The sequence below is a fragment of the Planomonospora sp. ID82291 genome, from assembly GCF_015711645.1.
Classification (GTDB): domain Bacteria; phylum Actinomycetota; class Actinomycetes; order Streptosporangiales; family Streptosporangiaceae; genus Planomonospora.
The window spans coordinates 26,123-43,680 of the sequence record NZ_JABTEX010000004.1 but is presented as its reverse complement, the minus strand read 5'-3'; the positions used below and the strand labels follow the sequence as shown (position 1 = coordinate 43,680).

At 74.5% G+C, this 17,558-nt stretch carries 17 protein-coding genes and 1 riboswitch; of the genes, 3 read left to right on the top strand and 14 right to left on the bottom strand.

What is annotated here, in order from left to right:
• Positions 1-4 precede the first annotated feature (4 nt).
• Positions 5-2,350, top strand: coding sequence for a bifunctional diguanylate cyclase/phosphodiesterase (locus HS045_RS24775; protein WP_196453887.1), 2,346 nt, complete (start codon positions 5-7; stop codon positions 2,348-2,350).
• A gap of 8 nt (positions 2,351-2,358) precedes the next feature.
• On the opposite strand, the gene HS045_RS24770 is transcribed toward HS045_RS24775, so the two are convergent.
• The 8 genes from HS045_RS24770 to HS045_RS24735 all read right to left on the bottom strand — a co-directional run bounded on the left by HS045_RS24770 (position 2,359) and on the right by HS045_RS24735 (position 8,694).
• On the bottom strand, positions 2,359-2,817 hold the full coding sequence (locus HS045_RS24770) for a PH domain-containing protein (RefSeq protein ID WP_196453886.1): 459 nt from the start codon (positions 2,815-2,817) through the stop codon (positions 2,359-2,361).
• Positions 2,818-3,057: 240 nt separating this feature from the next.
• Entirely contained in the window at positions 3,058-3,528 is a 471-nt protein-coding gene (ribH, locus tag HS045_RS24765; protein ID WP_196453885.1) for a 6,7-dimethyl-8-ribityllumazine synthase, read from the bottom strand.
• On the bottom strand, positions 3,525-4,778 hold the full coding sequence (locus tag HS045_RS24760; RefSeq protein ID WP_307827694.1) for a bifunctional 3,4-dihydroxy-2-butanone-4-phosphate synthase/GTP cyclohydrolase II: 1,254 nt from the start codon (positions 4,776-4,778) through the stop codon (positions 3,525-3,527). The genes ribH and HS045_RS24760 overlap by 4 nt, the downstream gene beginning before the upstream one ends.
• Positions 4,775-5,437, bottom strand: a complete 663-nt coding sequence (locus HS045_RS24755; RefSeq protein WP_196453884.1) for a nicotinamide mononucleotide transporter family protein — start codon at positions 5,435-5,437, stop codon at positions 4,775-4,777. The genes HS045_RS24760 and HS045_RS24755 overlap by 4 nt, the downstream gene beginning before the upstream one ends.
• Positions 5,434-6,042, bottom strand: coding sequence for a riboflavin synthase (locus tag HS045_RS24750; protein WP_196453883.1), 609 nt, complete (start codon positions 6,040-6,042; stop codon positions 5,434-5,436). Before HS045_RS24750 ends, HS045_RS24755 begins: the two co-directional genes overlap by 4 nt.
• A gap of 102 nt (positions 6,043-6,144) precedes the next feature.
• Positions 6,145-6,275: riboswitch (FMN riboswitch) on the bottom strand.
• A 119-nt stretch (positions 6,276-6,394) separates the two neighbouring features.
• A complete protein-coding gene (locus tag HS045_RS24745; protein ID WP_196453882.1) occupies positions 6,395-7,201 on the bottom strand; it encodes an oxygenase MpaB family protein in 807 nt (268 codons plus the stop codon).
• Positions 7,202-7,421: 220 nt separating this feature from the next.
• A complete protein-coding gene (gene rpe, locus HS045_RS24740; RefSeq protein WP_196453881.1) occupies positions 7,422-8,078 on the bottom strand; it encodes a ribulose-phosphate 3-epimerase in 657 nt (218 codons plus the stop codon).
• A gap of 121 nt (positions 8,079-8,199) precedes the next feature.
• Positions 8,200-8,694 carry a MarR family winged helix-turn-helix transcriptional regulator gene (locus tag HS045_RS24735; RefSeq protein WP_196453880.1) on the bottom strand — a complete coding sequence of 165 codons (495 nt, stop codon included), beginning with the start codon at positions 8,692-8,694 and terminating at the stop codon, positions 8,200-8,202.
• Between the two features lie 120 nt (positions 8,695-8,814).
• Here HS045_RS24735 and HS045_RS24730 point away from each other — a divergent pair, with 120 nt between their 5' ends.
• Entirely contained in the window at positions 8,815-9,393 is a 579-nt protein-coding gene (locus tag HS045_RS24730; protein WP_196453879.1) for an NADPH-dependent F420 reductase, read from the top strand.
• Between the two features lie 105 nt (positions 9,394-9,498).
• Here the strand turns inward: HS045_RS24730 and HS045_RS24725 are convergent, their stop codons facing one another.
• Positions 9,499-10,392 carry an SDR family NAD(P)-dependent oxidoreductase gene (locus tag HS045_RS24725; RefSeq protein ID WP_196453878.1) on the bottom strand — a complete coding sequence of 298 codons (894 nt, stop codon included), beginning with the start codon at positions 10,390-10,392 and terminating at the stop codon, positions 9,499-9,501.
• A gap of 100 nt (positions 10,393-10,492) precedes the next feature.
• On the opposite strand from HS045_RS24725, the gene HS045_RS24720 reads away from it, so the two are divergent.
• Positions 10,493-11,110: an ABATE domain-containing protein gene (locus tag HS045_RS24720; RefSeq protein ID WP_196453877.1), complete on the top strand. Its 618-nt coding sequence runs from the start codon at positions 10,493-10,495 to the stop codon at positions 11,108-11,110.
• A gap of 99 nt (positions 11,111-11,209) precedes the next feature.
• Here HS045_RS24720 and HS045_RS24715 read toward each other — a convergent pair whose 3' ends face one another.
• The 5 genes from HS045_RS24715 to HS045_RS24695 all read right to left on the bottom strand — a co-directional run bounded on the left by HS045_RS24715 (position 11,210) and on the right by HS045_RS24695 (position 17,517).
• The gene (locus tag HS045_RS24715; protein WP_196453876.1) at positions 11,210-12,772 is read right to left on the bottom strand and encodes an RsmB/NOP family class I SAM-dependent RNA methyltransferase; all 1,563 of its coding nucleotides are present in this window, start codon (positions 12,770-12,772) and stop codon (positions 11,210-11,212) included.
• A gap of 4 nt (positions 12,773-12,776) precedes the next feature.
• Positions 12,777-13,706 carry a methionyl-tRNA formyltransferase gene (gene fmt / locus HS045_RS24710; protein WP_196453875.1) on the bottom strand — a complete coding sequence of 310 codons (930 nt, stop codon included), beginning with the start codon at positions 13,704-13,706 and terminating at the stop codon, positions 12,777-12,779.
• Positions 13,707-13,711: 5 nt separating this feature from the next.
• Complete coding sequence (def, locus tag HS045_RS24705; RefSeq protein WP_196453874.1) at positions 13,712-14,260, bottom strand: peptide deformylase; 549 nt, start codon at positions 14,258-14,260, stop codon at positions 13,712-13,714.
• A 166-nt stretch (positions 14,261-14,426) separates the two neighbouring features.
• Positions 14,427-15,827: a hypothetical protein gene (locus HS045_RS24700; protein ID WP_196453873.1), complete on the bottom strand. Its 1,401-nt coding sequence runs from the start codon at positions 15,825-15,827 to the stop codon at positions 14,427-14,429.
• Between the two features lie 40 nt (positions 15,828-15,867).
• Positions 15,868-17,517 carry a hypothetical protein gene (locus tag HS045_RS24695; RefSeq protein ID WP_307827693.1) on the bottom strand — a complete coding sequence of 550 codons (1,650 nt, stop codon included), beginning with the start codon at positions 17,515-17,517 and terminating at the stop codon, positions 15,868-15,870.
• Between the last annotated feature and the right edge of the window lie 41 nt (positions 17,518-17,558).

Genomic DNA, 17,558 nt, shown 5'->3' with positions numbered 1-17,558 from the left:
CGCGATGGCGGGTGACCTGCAAGGCCGGACTGCGCTGTCGCGCATCGTCCCGGAGCGCGTCCGGCGCCAGCCGATACAGATCGCCCTCGGTGCGCTCGCCGTGTTCGGCCTCGGCTGGTTCGCCCTCGGGATGGTGAGCGTTCCCCCCTGGCCCGTCGTGCCCTGGATCCCGGTGGTCGGCTCCAGCGCGCTCGCCACGCTCGCCTGCGCGGACGTCTCCCGCTCCGCGGAGCTGTCGCGTGCCGCGCGGTCGTTCTGGCGGCACCTGAGCCTGGCCGTGGGCCTGCTCACGGCCGGGCTGGCGAGCAACGCCCACGACATGCTCGCCCTGACCGGGGGGACGGCCCCGTACATCGGGCCGCTCGCCCTGGCGCTGTACCTGGTCGCCCTGCTGATCACCATCTGGGCCCTGCTGCGGCTGCCCATCGGGCGGCGCTCCCGGCAGGCGCTCCTGACGCTGGGGCTGGACGCGGGGATCGTCATGCTGGCGGCGGTGCTGTTCGCCTGGTACCTGATGCTGCGCACCGCGCCGCACCTGCTCGACGTCGCGCACTCGTCCTGGTCCGCCCCGCTGCTGGCCGCGCTGGGTTTCGTCGAGGTGCTCGCCGCGGTCAAGGTGGCGCTGGCCGGGGCCGGGCCGCTGCCCCGCAACGTCCTGGTGGCCCTGGGGATGTCGTTCGTCGTGGCGGCGCTGAGCGGCGGGCTCTCCCCGCTCATCAAGGACGAGACCCACCTCACCACCACCCACTTCAGCCTCCCGCTCATCGCCTTCTGCATCGGCCTGGCCGTGGAGCGGCAGAAGCACGCCACGTCCAGGTCGGCCGCCGCTCCGCGACGGCGGTCGTTCAGCCTGCTGCCGTACGGCGCGATCGCGGCGGTCGACGTCCTGCTGCTGGTCTCCGCCCAGCGGCCGGAGCCGGAGATCCGCGTGATCGCGGCCGCGACGATCGCCCTCACCACCCTGGTGGTGATCCGCCAGATCGTGGCCTTCCGCGACAACGCCAGCCTGCAGCGGCAGCTGTCCCACCAGGCCACCCACGACACGCTGACCCAGCTCGCCAACCGGGCCCTGTTCGCCGAGCGCACCGCCGAGGCGCTCGCCGACACCGGGCTCCGCGGCTCCGCGCTGGCCCTGATCGACCTGGACGACTTCAAGGCGGTCAACGACCGGCTCGGGCACGCGGTGGGCGACGCCCTGCTGGTGGCGGTCGCCCACCGGCTCCGGGCGTGCGTGCGGTGGTACGACACGGTCGCCCGGCTGGGCGGCGACGAGTTCGCCGTGCTGCTGATCGACGTCACGCCCGCCGAGGCCGGGCAGATCACCGAGCGGATCATCCGGACGCTCCGGACGCCGGTCGGCGTCGACGGCCACGAGCTGCTCGTGCAGGCCAGCGTGGGCCTGGTCGACAGCGCGCGGGACGCGGGCGCCAGCGAGCTGCTGCGCTGCGCCGACGTGGCCATGTACACCGCCAAGGAGCGGGGCAAGAGCCGGTACGTGCGCTACACCCCGGACCTGGACGTCCGCGCCCTCGAGCACGCCCGGCTGGAGGCGGAGATGCGGCGGGCTCTGGACGGGGGCGAGCTGTTCCTGCTGTACCAGCCGGTCGTCACGCTGCCCGGCGGCGAGCTGTCCGGAGTGGAGGCGCTGGTGCGCTGGCGCCACCCGGAGCGCGGGCTGGTCTCCCCGGCGGAGTTCATCCCGGTCGTCGAGCGCACCGGGATGATCGTCGAGCTCGGCGCCTGGGTGCTGCGGGAGGCCTGCCGCCAGATGGCCGACTGGAAGCACCGGTACGGCCCGGCCGCACCGGTGAAGATGAGCGTGAACGTCTCGGCGCGGCAGCTGCGGGAGCAGTCCTTCGCCGAGACGGTCGCCGAGGTGCTGGCCGAGACCGGGCTGAGCCCGGCCGACCTGGTGGTGGAGATCACCGAGACGTCCGTGTTCGACGGGGGGCTCGCGGTGGAGACCGTGCACGCCGTCCAGGAGCTCGGCGTCGCGATCGCCCTGGACGACTTCGGCACCGGGCACTCCTCGCTCGGCCTGCTGCGCACCTGCCCGGTGGACGTGCTCAAGGTGGACAAGCTGTTCATCGACGGGGTGACCGGGAACACCGAGCAGGCGGCGATCGCCACCTCGCTGCTGCACATCGCCCGGGCGCTGCGGCTGAGCGCCGTGGCCGAGGGCGTGGAGACCGCGGCCCAGGCCGAGCGGCTGCACGAGCTGGGCTACCGGCTGGCGCAGGGCTTCCACTTCGCGCCGCCGCTCTCCCCGGGGAACATCGAGCAGATCCTGGAGGGCCGCCGCGAGAACCTCGGCGCGGCCTCGTGGGAGCCGCCCGCCCTGGCCGGCTGACGGACCCGTCAGCCGTGCTCCTCGGCCTCGCCGCGCTCACGGATGAGCGCGGCGAGTTCGCGCACCTGGCGCACGGTGCGCCCCTTCTCCGATCCCTGCAGTCCCATGGCTCCGATGGCCGTCCCGTCGGCGAAGTCGATCCGCGCCCACGGCTCACCCTCGACCAGGGTGACGGCGATCACCTCGGGCCACGCGTAGCGGTGCACCCGCAGGGCGTTGACCAGGGTGATCCCCTGCTCGTCCGCCTCCACCCGGCACCGCCCCAGCAGGTGCAGCACCCCGGCGACCGCCCCGGCCAGCGCGACCACCGCGACCTTGTCGGCGAGGGTGAACGGCGGCGGCAGGAGGACCGCCATCACCACCGCGCCCGCCATGAGCACGGCCGCGAAGCCGTAGGCCACGATCCGCCCCGTCTTCGGCCGCCACACGACGGGCAGCGGGGGCGGGACGACGTTCTCCGGGCTCACTTGACGATCACTTTCCCTCGGGGAACCGCTGGTCGGACGGGTCGCCGGACCGCCGGTCCGACCGGCCGCCGTACCGGGGGCCGCCGCGCGGAGGGCCGCCGGACGCCCGCGGTCGCAACCTACCGCACGCCCCGGCCGCCCCCTCGGGCGGTGCCGGGCGTGGGGCGGCCCGGTACCGGGCGGGGCGCCCCCTCGGGCGGCGCCGGACGGGGAGGGCGGCCGGGCCGGCCCGGCGCGGGGTCAGCCGCGCAGGCCGCGCAGGAGCACGGCGGTCTCCAGCGCCGCGACGGTGGCCTCGTACCCCTTGTCCTCGTGGCTGCCGGGCAGGCCCGCCCGGTCCAGGGCCTGCTCCACCGAGTCGCAGGTCAGCACGCCGTTGCCGACGGGCGTCTCCTCGTCGAGCGCGATCCGGGTCAGACCGGAGGTCACCGCGTCGCAGACGTAGTCGAAGTGCGCGGTCTCACCGCGGATCACCGCGCCCAGCGCCACCACCGCGTCGCAGCGCCGGGCCAGCGCCTGGGCCACCACGGGGATCTCCAGGGACCCGGCCACCCGGACCACGGTCACGGTCGCGCCGCTGTCCTCGCCGGCCCGCACGGCCCGCTCCAGGAGCCTGTCGGTGATCTTCTCGTGCCAGCGCGCCGCCACGATCCCGACCGTCAGCCCGCCGGCGTCGACCGCCTCCGCCCCCGGCCGTCCCTGCCCGCTCATCCGGCCGCCCCGTCCCGCTCGCGCATCCGGTCTCCTCGTGGCTCCTCGTGGATGTCGTGGCCGAGGCGGTCGCGCTTGGCCGCGAGGTACTTCTCGTTGTACGGGTTCATCGCCACCGGCATCGGCGCCCGGCCCAGCACCTTGATCCCGTAGCCGTCCATGCCGCGCAGCTTGGCCGGGTTGTTGGTCAGCAGCCTGACCGACTTCACGCCCAGGTCGGCGAGGATCTGACCGGCGTTGGAGAACTCCCGGGCGTCCACCGGCAGCCCGAGCTCCAGGTTGGCGTCGACGGTGTCGCTCCCGGCGTCCTGCAGGCCGTACGCCCGGAGCTTGGCCAGCAGGCCGATGCCGCGGCCCTCGTGCCCGCGCAGGTAGACCACGACCCCGCGCCCCTCCGCGGCGATCTCGGCCATCGCGTGGTCCAGCTGCACCCCGCAGTCGCAGCGCAGCGAGCCGAGCACGTCCCCGGTCAGGCACTCGGAGTGCGCCCGGACCAGGACGTTCTCGCCGTCGCCGAGGTCGCCGTAGACCAGGGCCAGGTGCTCGCCGCCGTCCAGCGCGCTGGAGTAGCCGTAGGCCTTCCAGACCCCGTGGGCGTTCGGGATGCGCGTCTCGGCGACCCGGGCCACCATCCGCTCGGTCCTGCGCCGGAACTCCACCAGCTGCTCGATGGAGACCAGCGCCAGGTCGTGCTCGTCGCAGAAGGCGCGCAGCTCCGGCAGGCGCTTCATGGTCCCGTCGTCGTTGACGACCTCGGCGAGCACGCCCGCCGGGCGCAGCCCGGCCAGCCGGGCCAGGTCCACGGCCGCCTCGGTGTGACCGCGCCGGACCAGCACGCCGCCCTCCCGGTAGCGGAGCGGGAAGACGTGGCCGGGCCGGACCAGCTCGAACGGCTCGGTCGCCGAGTCGCACAGGGTGCGGATCGTCTTGGCCCGGTCGGCCGCCGAGATGCCGGTGGTCACCCCGTCGCGGGCGTCCACGCTGATCGTGTAGGCGGTGCGCATGCGCTCGCGGTTGTCGTGCACCATCAGCGGCAGGCCGAGCCGGTCGAGGTCCTCGCCGGGCAGGGAGACGCAGACGACGCCGCTGGTGTGCCGGATGGTGAAGGCCAGCAGCTCCGGCGTGGCCTTGGCGGCGGCGAAGATGACGTCGCCCTCGTTCTCGCGGTTCTCGTCGTCGACGACCACGACGGGCCTGCCCTCGCGGATGTCGGCGATCGCCCGCTCGACGGGGTCCAGCACGGTGCTCACGCGGCCTCCCCGGGGACGAGCACGGCCTGCGACCGGTACTCCCTGAGCCAGTTGGCGAACCCGATCAGGACGAGCACGAAGAAGATCCCGTAGACGGCGCCGGAGACGACCAGCCCGGAGCTGAACGCCAGCGGCACGCCGACCAGGTCCACCGCGACCCAGATGATCCAGAAGTCGACCAGCGCCCGGCCCTGCGCCCAGGTCGCCACCGCGCTGCCCACGAAGATGTAGGCGTCGGCCGCGACCAGGAAGTAGCCGTCGGGCAGCGGGGCGTGCGCCCCCCACGACAGGCCGGTGACGAAGAACAGCACGCCCACCACGGCGGTGCCCGCCAGCATGGCCGCGACCAGCCCGAGCCGCTCGCGCGAGGTGGCCGGCCGTACGGCCAGCTCCTGGCCGCCCGCGGTGCCGCGCGACCACCTCCACCAGCCGTAGACGGCCAGCACGCCGAACATGACCTGCTTGAGCGCGTTGCCGGTGAGCTGCGCGCCGATCGAGGCGACGAGCAGCAGCACCGCGCCGGTCAGCTGCACCGGCCAGGTCCAGATCGACTTGCGGATGGCCAGCAGCACGGTGGCCAGCGCGGCCGCGTTGCCGACCAGGTCGGTCCAGAGGACCTTCACTCCGAACAGGTGGAATCCCGCCTCGGCCCAGTTCACGCCCGGCCTCCCCGCGCGTAGGCGCCGACGAGCTTCTCCACGTGCTTGGCGATCACGTCGACCTCCAGGTTCACCGGGTCGCCGGGCCGCTTGGCGCCGAGGGTGGTGAGTCCCAGGGTGGTGGGGATCAGGCTGACCGAGAACGCGTCGCCGCCGGTGTCCACCACGGTCAGGCTGACGCCGTCCACCGCGATGGAGCCCTTCTCCACCACGTAGCGGTCCAGGCCGGCCGGCAGGGAGATCCGCACGACCTCCCAGTGCGCGCCGGGCTCGCGGGAGAGCAGCACGCCGGTGCCGTCCACGTGGCCCTGCACGATGTGGCCGCCGAGCCGCTGGTCGGCGCGGACGGCGCGCTCCAGGTTGACCGGGGAGCCGGGGCGCAGCGCGCCCAGGCAGCTGCGGTCCAGCGTCTCCTTCATGACGTCGGCGGTGAACACCGCGCCGTCGACGCCGACCACGGTCAGGCAGACGCCGTTGACCGCGATGGAGTCGCCGTGCGCGGCGTCGGCGGTGACGATCGCGCCGCGGACCGACATGCGCGCGGCGTCCCTGAGCGGCTCGATCGCCGCGATCTCGCCGAGTTCCTCGACGATTCCGGTGAACATCCGGGGGGCTCCTCCTCGCCAGTAGCTTCCTGCCACGGCGGGCCCCGGGGATGACGGGTCCACGGACCCGTCAGCGGAGGGTGCCTCGACGGCACTGTCCGCTCGCGCGCTTCCTCCCATCCGGACTTTAACCGTCGGTCCCGGAATTCCACCGGGTCAACCGGTCGATGGCTTCGACCGGGTCGCGGACTGTAACCGCCGGTTCGGACTTTCACCGACCCCGGAGCACGCTGCTCTGTCTCACGGGTCGCCGGCCGTACGGCACGGCTCCCGTACATCAGTGTGCCATGCCCGGCAAACCGGGCGGGACCCCATCCGGCATGTGGACGGGCCCGCGCCCGGCGGGCGTGCCTCAGGCCGCGTCCAGGCGCCGGGCCCGGCGGGCGTCCGGAGGGTACCTGACCGGTTCGGGGACCAGGCCGATGCCCGTCTGCAGGGTCCTGAGCGCCGCCGTCGCCCACAGGTCCTCCAGCGGCGTGGCGGGCAGGCCGTACAGCCTGCGGGCCCAGCGCGGCAGCGTCGCGAAGGCGAACAGGACGAATCCCGGGAAGACCGGCTTGAGCGGCAGGAGGTACAGCGGGAGCGGCGCGCTGAACGACTGGCGGATCGGGTGCGGGACCTCGGGGGCGAAGTACAGGCCCGGCCGGCAGGCCCGGATGTAGTCGCGCATCTCGCCGACCGAGCCCGGCACGTCGTCGGCCCGCAGCCCGACCACCTCGGCGGCGCGGCGCCACTCGGCGACGAACCGGTCGGCCTCGGCGTCGGTCAGCCGCACCCCGGCGCGCCGGGCCACCGACAGGTAGGAGTCGACCTCGCCGACGTGCACCCACAGCAGCGCCTCGGGGTCGTCCAGCCGGAAGGTCTCCCCGGTGTCGGGATCGACGGCGGTGAGCATGGAGTGGATCTTCCTGACCCGGGCGCCGGCCCGCTCGACCTCCTCCAGCGTGCCGTAGGTCCGCACCCGGACGAACTCGGTGGTCCGCTGGAAGCGGGCCCAGGCCTCGTTGGGGTCCATCAGCGCGGAGTTCTGCGCGACCCCGCGCATGGCGCGCGGGTGCAACCCCTGCATGAGCAGCGCCCGGAAACCGCCGACGAGCAGGATCGGCTCGCCCATCACCCGCCAGGTCACCGAGCCCGGCCCGAAGAGTCCGTGGTCCATGGGCCACCTCCCTTGTAAGTGACTGGTTACCCTACCCTTCTACCGCGACACCTACCATGAAAGCCACATCATCCGGACATGAAAGCAGCGGGCCCGTCACGGCCTGGCCGCATCCCCGGACCCGCTGGAACGACGGAACGCCCCGCACGCCTTTCCCCGGACCCGCGCCCGAACCCGGGATCCGCGCCCCGGCTCGGCCCGCCGGATCCCGCGCCGGCGCTCAGGCCCCGGCGGCCAGGGCCCGCAGGGCGTCCACCGCGGCGGCCGGGTCGCCGGCGCCGTAGACGGCGTTGCCCGCGACGAACACGTCGGCGCCCGCCTCCGCGCAACGCTCGATGGTCTCGGCCGCGACCCCGCCGTCGACCTGGAGCCAGATCTGCCCGCCGTGCCGCTCGATGAGCGCGCGGGCCCGGCGGATCTTCGGCAGGACCACGTCGAGGAAGCGCTGCCCGCCGAACCCGGGCTCGACGGTCATCAGCAGGAGCATGTCGATCTCGCCGAGCAGGTCCTCGTACGGCTCGATCGCGGTGGCCGGGTTCAGCGCGAACCCGGAGCGGGCCCCCGCGGCTCGGATCTGGCGCAGCGTGCGGACCGGGGCCCGGGCGGCCTCGGCGTGGATCGTCACGCTGCCCGCGCCGGCCTCGGCGTAGGCGGGGGCCCAGCGGTCCGGGTCCTCGATCATCAGGTGGCAGTCCAGCGGCAGGGACGTGGCCTTGAGCAGGGATTCGACGACCGGCAGGCCGAGCGTCAGGTTGGGCACGAAGTGGTTGTCCATCACGTCGACGTGCAGCCAGTCGGCGTTGGACACCGCCGCGGCCGCCTCGGCGAGGCGGGCGAAGTCGGCGGACAGGATGCTGGGCGAGATCTGTACGGCCATGGTGCTCCCGAGTCTATGGGGCGCCCCTCCGGCCGCCTCCACCGGCCGCCCGCGGCGCGCCCTCCCGGCTCCTCGGCCCGCCGGCGCGCCGGGGCGGCCGCGGCCGCGGCCGCGGGACCGTTCACCGGGAACGCGTCCTGCGCGGCGGATGGAGCTCGACGGTGCCGCGCAGGTGCGCCCGGGCGGCGTCCATGATGTCGGCCAGCCGGGCGACCTGGTCGGGGGTCAGGGCGTCGAGGAGTCCCGCGCGGACCGCCTCGACGTGACCGGGCGCGGTCCTCTCCAGCACCCGGCGCCCCTCCTCGGTGATGACGGCGAGCACCCGGCGCTCGTCGTCGGGGGCGTCCTCGCGGCGCAGCAGGCCCGCCTTCTCCAGCTGGGCGACCTGATAGGTGATGCCGCTGCGGGAGGAGACCAGGCGCTCGGCCAGGTCGGTCATGCACAACCGCTTCTCGGGACTCTCGTTGAGCCGGTGCAGGATGTCGTACTGCACCGTGGTGATCCCGCCGACCTCGCGAAGCTGCCGCTCGACCGTGCGGTGGAGCAGGTCGGAGGTCTCCAGGAACCCGGTCCAGGCACGCAGTTCGGTCTCGTCCAGCCAGCGCGGTTCGCCCATGCGCCTCACCATACCCGGTTGCTTCCAATTCGAAGCACATGTACAGTCCCCCCATGCTTCGAATTCGAAGCAAAGTGACCGCATGCTTCGAATTCGAAGCATCATGGAAAGGCGCTCCCCATGAAGATCGGCATTCTCGGCTCCGGCAACGTCGGCTCCGCCCTGGCCTCCCGCCTCACCGCGGTCGGGCACGAGGTCGTCACCGCCGACACCTCCACCGGCCCGGAGCGTACGGCCGCACAGGCGGCGCAGGCCGACGTCGTGGTCCTGGCGGTGCCGTTCGCCGCCGTCGAATCCCTGGACACCCGGGTCAGGGCCGCGCTCGCGGGCAAGGTCGTGGTCGACGCCACGAACCCGCTGGCCCCCGACTTCATGTCGCTGACCGTCGGGCACACCGTCTCCGGCGGCGAGCGGGTGGCCGCCGCCCTGCCGGGCGCCCGTGTCGTGAAGGCCTTCAACACCGTCTTCGCCGGACACCTGGGCCAGGACGGCGCCGGCCGCTTCCTGCCGGTCGCCGGAGACGACGAGACCGCCAAGCAGGCCGTCCTCGACCTCGGCGCGCAGCTCGGCTTCGACGCCGTGGACGCCGGCCCGCTGGCCAACGCCCGCTACACCGAGCCGGCGGTCGAACTGCTCATCCAGCTCGCCTACGGCCGGGGCCTGGGTGACGGCATCGCCTTCACCCTCACCCGTGCCTGACCGGTCGCGCCGGGACGCCTCCCCACGAGGCACCCCGGCGGCGGCTCCGGCCTCCACCCGCCGATCCGGCACCGCACCGGATCACCGCCGCCGCGCCGCCGGAGGTCAGGAGGCGACCTGCGACCGGCCGACCTCCCGGGTCACGGCCGCCCACTCGTCCAGGTCGCGCAGCCGCGCGGCGAGGGCGGCCCGCACGTCGCCCTCCGCCTGGCCGCCCAGCGTGAGACGGAGCGGAGGACGGTCGGCGTCCACCACGGCCAGCACGGCCCGGGCCACCTCGGCCGGGTCGGCGAACGCCTCCGGCGGCAGGCCGCCGAGGGAGGTCTGCACGGCGCGCACCGTCGGGTCGTAGTCGGCCACCGGTTCGGCGAAGGCGAGGTTCGACAGGAACGGGGTGGCCGCGTAGCCCGGTTCGACCAGCGTCACCTTGATCCCGAGCGGTGCCAGTTCGGCCACCAGGGCGTCCGACAGGCCTTCCACCGCGTACTTGGTCGCGGCCAGCAGGCCCACCCCCGGATGGGCCACCTGCCCGTACACCGACGAGCCCTGCAGGACGTGCCCCGAGCGCTGGGCCCGCAGCACCGGCAGCACGGCGCGCAGCACGTTCAGGACGCCGAAGACGTTCGTGTCGAAGACGGCCCTGGCCTGCGCGTCGGTCACCTCCTCGACGGCCCCGAAGAGCCCGTACCCCGCGTTGTTCGCCACCACGTCGAGGCGGCCGAACGCGGCGACGGCCCGCTCGACGCCGCGGTGCACCGCGGCCTCGTCGCGGACGTCGAGCTCCAGGGCGAGGAACCTGCCGGGGAAGCGTTCGGCGAGATCCGCCAGGCCGTCGACGCGCCGGGCCGCGGCGGCGACGCGGTCACCGCGGCCGAGGGCGGCGAGCGCCAGCTCCCGGCCGATGCCGGAGGAGCCTCCGGTGACGAACCAGGAACGGGGGGCGGGAGTGGTCACGGTCTCCGCGTTGATCTCCGCGTTGATCTCTGTGTTGGTCGACATGGTTGTGACCGTACAACGTTTGCTCATAACTATCAAACGTGATCACCGGGCGATGTTATGGACTAAATTGCTTCACTCAATGTCCGACTATCATGTGGGCGTGGCCACCGATCAGGGACGGCACAGTCCGCTCAGCCCGCTCGAGGCGGCGGATCTCGTGCTCGACTTCGTCAACACCCGCCCGATCGACGGACGGGAGGAGCGACTGGCCGACGCCTCGACGACGGCCCGGTGGCTGCACGCCACCGGCCTGCTCCACGACGGGGCCCTGGTCACCGAGGCGGACGCCGCGGCCGCCCGGGAGCTGCGGCAGGCGCTGGTCGTCGTCCTGCTCGCCCACGCCGGGGAGCCTGTCGGCGGCGGGCCGGGCGAGAGCGGCACGGCGTTGGAGGAGGCGGAGGCCCACCTGCGGCGGAGCGGCGCGCTGTACCCTCTGTCGCCCGTCGTCACGGCGCACGACGTACGGCTCGTCCCGGCCCGGGAGGGCATGCCCGGAGCGTTCGGCGGCCTGCTCGCGGCCGTGGCCGAGCTCGCCAGGGACGGCACCTGGACGCGGGTGAAGGCCTGCCGGAACCCGCCCTGCCATCTCGGGTTCTACGACCGCACCCGCAACTGCTCGGCGGCGTACTGCAGTCCGAGGCGCTGCGGAGCTCAGGTGGCGATGCGCTCCTACCGCAGCCGCCGCGCCGCGGACCCGGCGGACACCGCCCGGGAGTGAACCCGCCCGCCGCGCCGCGGACCCGGCGGACACCGCCCGGGAGCGGAACCGGCGGATCCCTCCGGCGGGGCGGAGGCGCGCCCGCGGGCGGGCGGTCGGTCAGCGGCGGCGCAGCAGGGCGAGGAACATGGCGTCGGTGCCGTGGCGGTGCGGCCAGAACCGGGCGTACGGGCCCTCGCCCAGCCCCTCGACCTCCGGCAGGTACGCGCGGGCGTCCAGCGCCTCGGCGTCGTCGCGGTCGCGCAGCACGTCGCCGACCACGGCGACCGTCTCGGCCAGGTGCGGCGAGCAGGTCACGTAGGCCGCCACGCCGCCGGGGCGGACGGCGTCGAGGGCGGAGGCCAGCAGCGCGCGCTGGAGCCGGCCCAGCTCGGGGAGGCTGCGGGGATCGCGCCGCCAGCGGGCCTCCGGGCGGCGGCGCAGGGCGCCCAGACCGGTGCAGGGGGCGTCGAGCATGACCCGGTCGAAGACCCCGGGCCGCCAGGCCGGGACCCGCCCGTCGGCGGCGACCACCGCGGCGTCCCGGGTGGTCTGCCGGACCAGGCGGGCGCGGTGGTGCTGGAGCTCGGCGGCGAGCAGCCGGGCGCCGCCCTCGGCGGCCAGGGCGTCCAGCAGACCCGCCTTCCCGCCCGGTCCGGCGCACATGTCGAGCCAGCGGGAGTCGCCGCCCGCCACCGGGACCCGGGTGAGGGCGAGCGCCACGAGCTGGCTCGCCTCGTCCTGTACGGCGGCGCGCGACTCGGCCACGGCGCGGACCGCGCCCGGATCGCCCTCGGGCAGGTAGGCCCCGTAGGGGGAGAACGCGGCCGGCTCGGCCCCGGAGTCGAGCAGTTCCTCCACCGACGACCGGCCCGGACGGGCGACCAGGGCGACCCGGGGGCGCTCGTTGTCTGCGGCCAGCAGGGCGGCCGTCTCCCCTGCGTCCCCGCCGACGGCGTCGCGCAGCGCGGTGACGATCCACCGGGGGTGGCTGTGCGCCACCGCCAGATGGCCGACCGGGTCGTCGGCCGCGTCCGGCGCGACGATCGGCAGCCACTGCTCCAGGGAGCGGGTGGAGACCTTGCGCAGCACCGCGTTGGCGTACTTCGCCGGGCCCGCGCCGACCCGGAGCCGGACCAGGTCGACGGTCGTGCCGACGGCCGCGTGCGGGGGCACACGGGTCTTGAGCAGCTGGTGCACGCCCAGCCGGATCGCGTCCAGCAGCGGCGGGTCCAGCTCCTCCGGGGCCCGGTCGCTGCAGGCGGCGATGACCTCGTCGTAGGTGCCCAGTCCGCGCAGGGTGCCGTAGGCCAGCTCGGTCGCCAGCGCCGCGTCGCGTCCCGACAGGCGGCGCTCGCGCAGCAGCGCGGGCATCAGCAGGTTGGCGTAGGCGTCCCGCTCGTCCACGGCGCGCAGCAGGTCGTAGGCGGTGTTGCGGGCCTCGTCGTGGACCGGCCGGGACGGACGTCCGCCCCGGTTCCCGCCGCCGCCGCGGCCCCCCGCGGGCCCCCGGCCGCGACCGCCCGGCCCCTGGCCCCGGCCACCGCCACCGCCGGAGCCCTGCCCCGCGCCGCCGGACCCACCGCGCGGACGGCCTCCGCCCCGGCTCCCGCCGGAGACACCGTCCCGGTTCCCGTCACGGCCTCCGCCGCGCGGAGCTCCGCCGCTCCCCCGATCGCTCATCCGCTCAGACCAGCCGATCCTCGTCGGTGGGCCGTACGCCGCGGGCCCACTCCCCCGCGGTCATCAGGCGCTTGCCCTGCGGCTGCACCTCGCCCAGCTCCACCGGATGCGTGGCCGTACCGACCAGGACGGAGTCCTTGGCCGCCGAGATCCGGCCGGGGGCGAGCGCCGGCGCATCGGGCGCGGGCCGCACCGGGCCCAGTTTGATCCGCTGACCGCGGAACTCGGTCCACGCGCCGGGGGCGGGGGTGCAGGCGCGGATCAGGCGGTCCGCCCGCATCGCCGGGGCGGTCCAGTCGATCCGGGCGTCCTCGACGTTGATCTTCGGGGCGAGGCTCACCCCCTCGGCGGGCTGCGGCCGGGCCGCCAGCGTGCCGTCCTCGATCCCGTCGAGGGTGGCCGCCAGCAGCTCGGCGCCGGACTCGGCCAGCCGGGCCAGCAGCCCACCGCTGGTGTCGGTGGCGCGGATCTTCTCGGTGACCACGCCGTAGACGGGTCCGGCGTCCAGCTCCTTGACGATCTGGAAGGTGCTCGCGCCGGTGATCTCGTCACCGTGCAGTACGGCGTGCTGCACGGGGGCGGCCCCCCGCCACGCGGGCAGGATCGAGAAGTGGAGGTTGATCCAGCCGTGGCGCGGGACGTCCAGCGCCGACTGGGGCAGCAGGGCCCCGTAGGCGACCACCGGGCAGGCGTCCGGCCCGATCCGGCGCAGCCGCTCCAGGAACGCCGGATCACCCGCCTTCGGCGGTCTGAGGACCTCGATGCCCGCCTCCTCGGCCAGCTCGGCCACGGGGCTGGGATGGACCTTGCGCCCCCGGCCCGACGGGGCGTCCGGGCGGGTGACGACGGCGACGACGTCGTGGCGCGGCGAGTCGAGCAGCGCGCGCAGCGAGGGCAGGGCGGTGTCCGGGGTTCCAGCGAAGACCAGGCGCACGGTTCCTACAGAGCCTTCCCGTGGGTGGCGTGCGGGGAGAACTTGAACGCGGGCGCGGACAGCCCGCTCCACTCGGCCTGGCGGATCTCCCGCATCGCCAGCTTGCGCTGCGCGGCGTCCATCCGGTCGATGAACAGGATGCCGTCCAGGTGGTCGGTCTCGTGCTGGAAGCAGCGGGCCATCAGGTCGGTGCCCTCCAGGGTGACCGGCTCGCCGTACATGTCGAAGCCCTTGGCCACCGCGCGGATCGCCCGCGGCGTCGGATAGGACAGGCCGGGGAAGGACAGGCAGCCCTCCTCCCCCTCCTCGTCCATGTCCTCGGACAGGTCGAGGTTCGGGTTGATCAGGTGACCGAGCCGGTCGTCGACGTAGTAGGTGAAGACCCGCAGCCCGACCCCGATCTGCGGTGCGGCCAGACCCGCGCCGGGCGCGTCCATCATGGTGTCGGTGAGGTCCTTGACGAGCTTGCGCAGCTCCTTGTCGAAGTCCTTCACCGGCTCCGCGGGCGTGCGCAGCACCGGGTCGCCGAAGAGGCGGATTGACTGAATGGCCAACTGGGCTCCTTCCACGGAATCCCCCCAGTTTAGGGGCCCCGGCGGTGCGGACCGCGCTCGCGCCCGCGACCGGACGGCCCCCCGGCGGCTGCGGGACCGCCCTCCGGACGCCCCCGGCCGGCTGCGGGACCGCCCCGCACCGCCGCAGGACCGCCCCGGAGCCGGTCTACCGGGAGCGGGCCTTCATGACCGCCTTGCGCGCGGCCTTGGCCACGGCGGCGTCGGCGTGGTGCGCGCCGAGCATGTCGAGCACCACGATCGCGTCGGGGTGCTCGACGAGGGCCATCTCCTCGACCAGGCGGACCAGGTCCTCACCCGGTTCGAGCGCGGCGAACTCGCCCATCCCCTCGGGGGCCCGGCCCTGGTGGATCAGCGAGGCGAGCGTGTCGACCGCGATCCAGGTGCTGTCGGCGGGCGTGAGGGTGGGCGCGGGCAGGTCGCGGATGTGCAGCCAGGAGGCCGCGTAGCGCCACAGCGAGGGCTCGGCGAGGGCCTCCCGGACGGGGGCCTCGGCCTCGGGCCCGAGCTCCTCCAGGATCGTGCTCACCACGCCGCGCTGCCCGGCCGCGCCGGAGGCGGCGACCCCGAGCAGCTCCCGGGCGGCGGCCTCGGGGGTGCGCGACTCCAGCCACACGGTGACGGCGCTGGGCGCGGCGGAGCCCTTGACGATCGCCTCGACGAGCTCGCCCGCGCCGAGGTCGGCGAAGACCGCGACCTCCGCGCCGGTGGGCGCGTCGTGGCCCTCCCGCATCAGGTCCTGGCGGACCGCCCACACGCCGAGCGGGGTCAGCCGGGGCCAGCCCACCGGCGACCGCTCGACCAGGCCGCAGTAGCCGAGCAGGTCCAGCGCCGCTCCCAGCTCTGCCGGCAGGGAGGCCGCCAGCTGCCGCATCTGCGCCGGGCGGGCCTCGCAGGCCACCTCGTGCGACTGCAGGATGCCCTTGACCAGGGTGGCGGGGGACAGCCCGTCGCTCATGGCGTACATCGTCGCGAGCATCTCGGCGAGGTGCTCGTCCACCACGGCGGAGCCCGTCAGGCTCTCGTCGGCCCGGTCCAGCACGTCCATGACCACGCCGTCCCAGAACTCCAGCAGCGCCCGCGCAGGCAGGTCACCGCTCAGGACGAGCGGCCCGGGGGCGGCCGTGCCCCGGGAGATCCGCAGCATGCCGGTGTTGACCGCGACGACCCAGAGCAGGTGGAGCCGGGCGGGATCGGGCAGGCCGAGTTCGGCGGCCGCCAGGAACGGGTCGGGCAGCAGGCACTCGGGGGTCACCTGCCGGGTGCCGGTCCAGGCCGCCAGCCGCTGGGCGTCCCGCACCAGGGGGACCGCGAGCACCGCCCGGGCGAGCTCGGCGTCGGGGGCGAGCTCGACCGGCGGGAAGCTCAGCGCCTCGGCGCCGCAGCTCGGGCAGTCGCAGTCGGCGTCTCCAGCGGACCCCGCGTCCTCCGCGACGGCCTCGCCGAGCACGGCCGCCCGCGCCTCCTGAGGCGCGGTCCCCAACTCGTCGACCAGCCTCCGCAGTTCGCCGAGATCGAAGACGTTGCCGGTGTTCCCGCTCTTTGCCACCCGTGAAACTTACTCCACAAGAGCACCACGGATGTACGGCTCAGCCGATCGCGCGCGAACGGGCCTTGAAGGCCGCCTTGCGGGCGGCCTTGGCCGCGTTCTGGTCCGGCAGCGAGCGTCCGAGGAGTTCCAGCACGTCGACGGCGTCGGGGTGGTCCACCCGCCACATCTCCTCGATCACGTGCGACGGAGGGCCGGAGGCGGCCATGTTCTCGGCGAACCCCTCCGGGTCCTCCTCCGCCGCGGGCAGGGCCAGGGCGAGCATGTCCACGCTCATCCAGAGCAGCTCGTCCGGGGTGAGCGTCGGGGCGGCCAGGCCGCGCGCCGACAGCCAGTGCACGGCGTGCGGGCGCAGCTCGGCGTCCTGGAGGAAGTCCCGGACGGACTCCTCCGCCTCCGCGCCGAGCCGGTCGACGATCGTGACCGCGACCCCCCGGGCGGCGGCGGGCGCGCCCGAGGCCGCCGCCAGCAGCTCGGCGGCGGCCTCGGCGGGACTCCGGCGGGCCAGCCAGCCGGCGATGTCGGACTCGGCCACCTCGGGGAGCACGCCGGCCAGCAGCCCTTCGATGAGCCCGTCCGCGTCGGCCGCGGCCAGGTCGGGCGCCTCGGGTGCGTCGATGCCGAAGACGTCGTAGAGCTCGTGCAGGCCCCAGACCGCCAGCGGGGTCAGCTCCAGCGTCCCCTCGCCCTGCCGGAGCAGCCCGCAGTAGGCCAGCCGCCGCCCGGCCTCCTCCAGGTCGATCTCGGCGCCCTCGTCGGCCAGGCCGATCTCGTCTTCGAGGTACTCCTGGACGACGGGCACCGGCACCGGCGCCTGCACCCGGTAGAACAGGTCCAGCAGGGTGTAGAGCTCCTCGTCGACGAGCCGGTCGCCGCTGAAGGCCCCGCCGGTCTCCTGCTCCACCGCGAACCGCACCGTCGCGGCCCACACCTCCAGGGGGTCGGGGTCCTCGCCGTCGAAGACCGCCGTGCCCTCCGTCTCGACCAGGCCGGTGTGCACCGCCAGGTCCCACAGGAACGCGGGGTCGCCGACGGCCAGCTGCGCGCTCGCCTCGGCGGCGTCGCGCACCCGCAGGGCGCCCTTGCGGGTCGGCGTGCGCCCTCCGGCCAGCATCCACTGGACCAGGCGGCGGACGTCGGTCAGCAGGGGGACCCGCAGCGCGGCCTCGGCCAGCGCCTCGCGGGGGGCCAGCCGTACCGGCGGCAGGGGGGAGCAGCCCGGGCACTCGCAGAACTCCCCCTGCCGGCCGTCCTCGGCGGGCGGGGAGTCCGGCTCGCCGTCCAGCGCGTCGGCGCCCATCGCGCTGAAGAGGCTCTTGGCCATGCCGAACCGGGAGGTGTCGGCCAGGGCGACGGGCATCTCGGGCTCGATCCGGTCCAGGGTGGCGCGCATGCGCGCGGCCATCTTCCCGCCGATCTCCTCGGTCTCCAGGAGGAAGTCGACGAGGGTCCGGGCGGCGGCGACCGTCTCCGGAGCGCTTTCCGGAGGGGCGATGACCTTGCGCGGATAGATGTTGAGCAGCAGCTCCTCGAAAGTGACCGAGGTGAAATCCCCCAGCTCGTTCACATCCAGGTAGTCGCTGGCGTAGTCGCAGAGCAGACGCGCCTCGTCCGCGTCGACCTCGCGGCCGTGCGCACGCCCCCACGCCCGAAGATCGTCGATGGCCCGATTCACCCATTCAATCGACACAGGGAGAAATTAACGGCTTACTGTCAGCACCGCGAATCGGG

Excerpts from the sequence above, each read along its gene's own strand:
- HS045_RS24775 (WP_196453887.1), top strand. The coding sequence starts at position 5 with ATGGCGGGTGACCTGCAAGGCCGGACTGCGCTGTCGCGCATCGTCCCG.
- ribH (WP_196453885.1), bottom strand. The coding sequence starts at position 3,528 with ATGAGCGGGCAGGGACGGCCGGGGGCGGAGGCGGTCGACGCCGGCGGG.
- HS045_RS24750 (WP_196453883.1), bottom strand. The coding sequence starts at position 6,042 with ATGTTCACCGGAATCGTCGAGGAACTCGGCGAGATCGCGGCGATCGAG.
- HS045_RS24745 (WP_196453882.1), bottom strand. The coding sequence starts at position 7,201 with ATGGACCACGGACTCTTCGGGCCGGGCTCGGTGACCTGGCGGGTGATG.
- rpe (WP_196453881.1), bottom strand. The coding sequence starts at position 8,078 with ATGGCCGTACAGATCTCGCCCAGCATCCTGTCCGCCGACTTCGCCCGC.
- HS045_RS24735 (WP_196453880.1), bottom strand. The coding sequence starts at position 8,694 with ATGGGCGAACCGCGCTGGCTGGACGAGACCGAACTGCGTGCCTGGACC.
- HS045_RS24730 (WP_196453879.1), top strand. The coding sequence starts at position 8,815 with ATGAAGATCGGCATTCTCGGCTCCGGCAACGTCGGCTCCGCCCTGGCC.
- HS045_RS24725 (WP_196453878.1), bottom strand. The coding sequence starts at position 10,392 with ATGTCGACCAACACAGAGATCAACGCGGAGATCAACGCGGAGACCGTG.
- HS045_RS24715 (WP_196453876.1), bottom strand. The coding sequence starts at position 12,772 with ATGAGCGATCGGGGGAGCGGCGGAGCTCCGCGCGGCGGAGGCCGTGAC.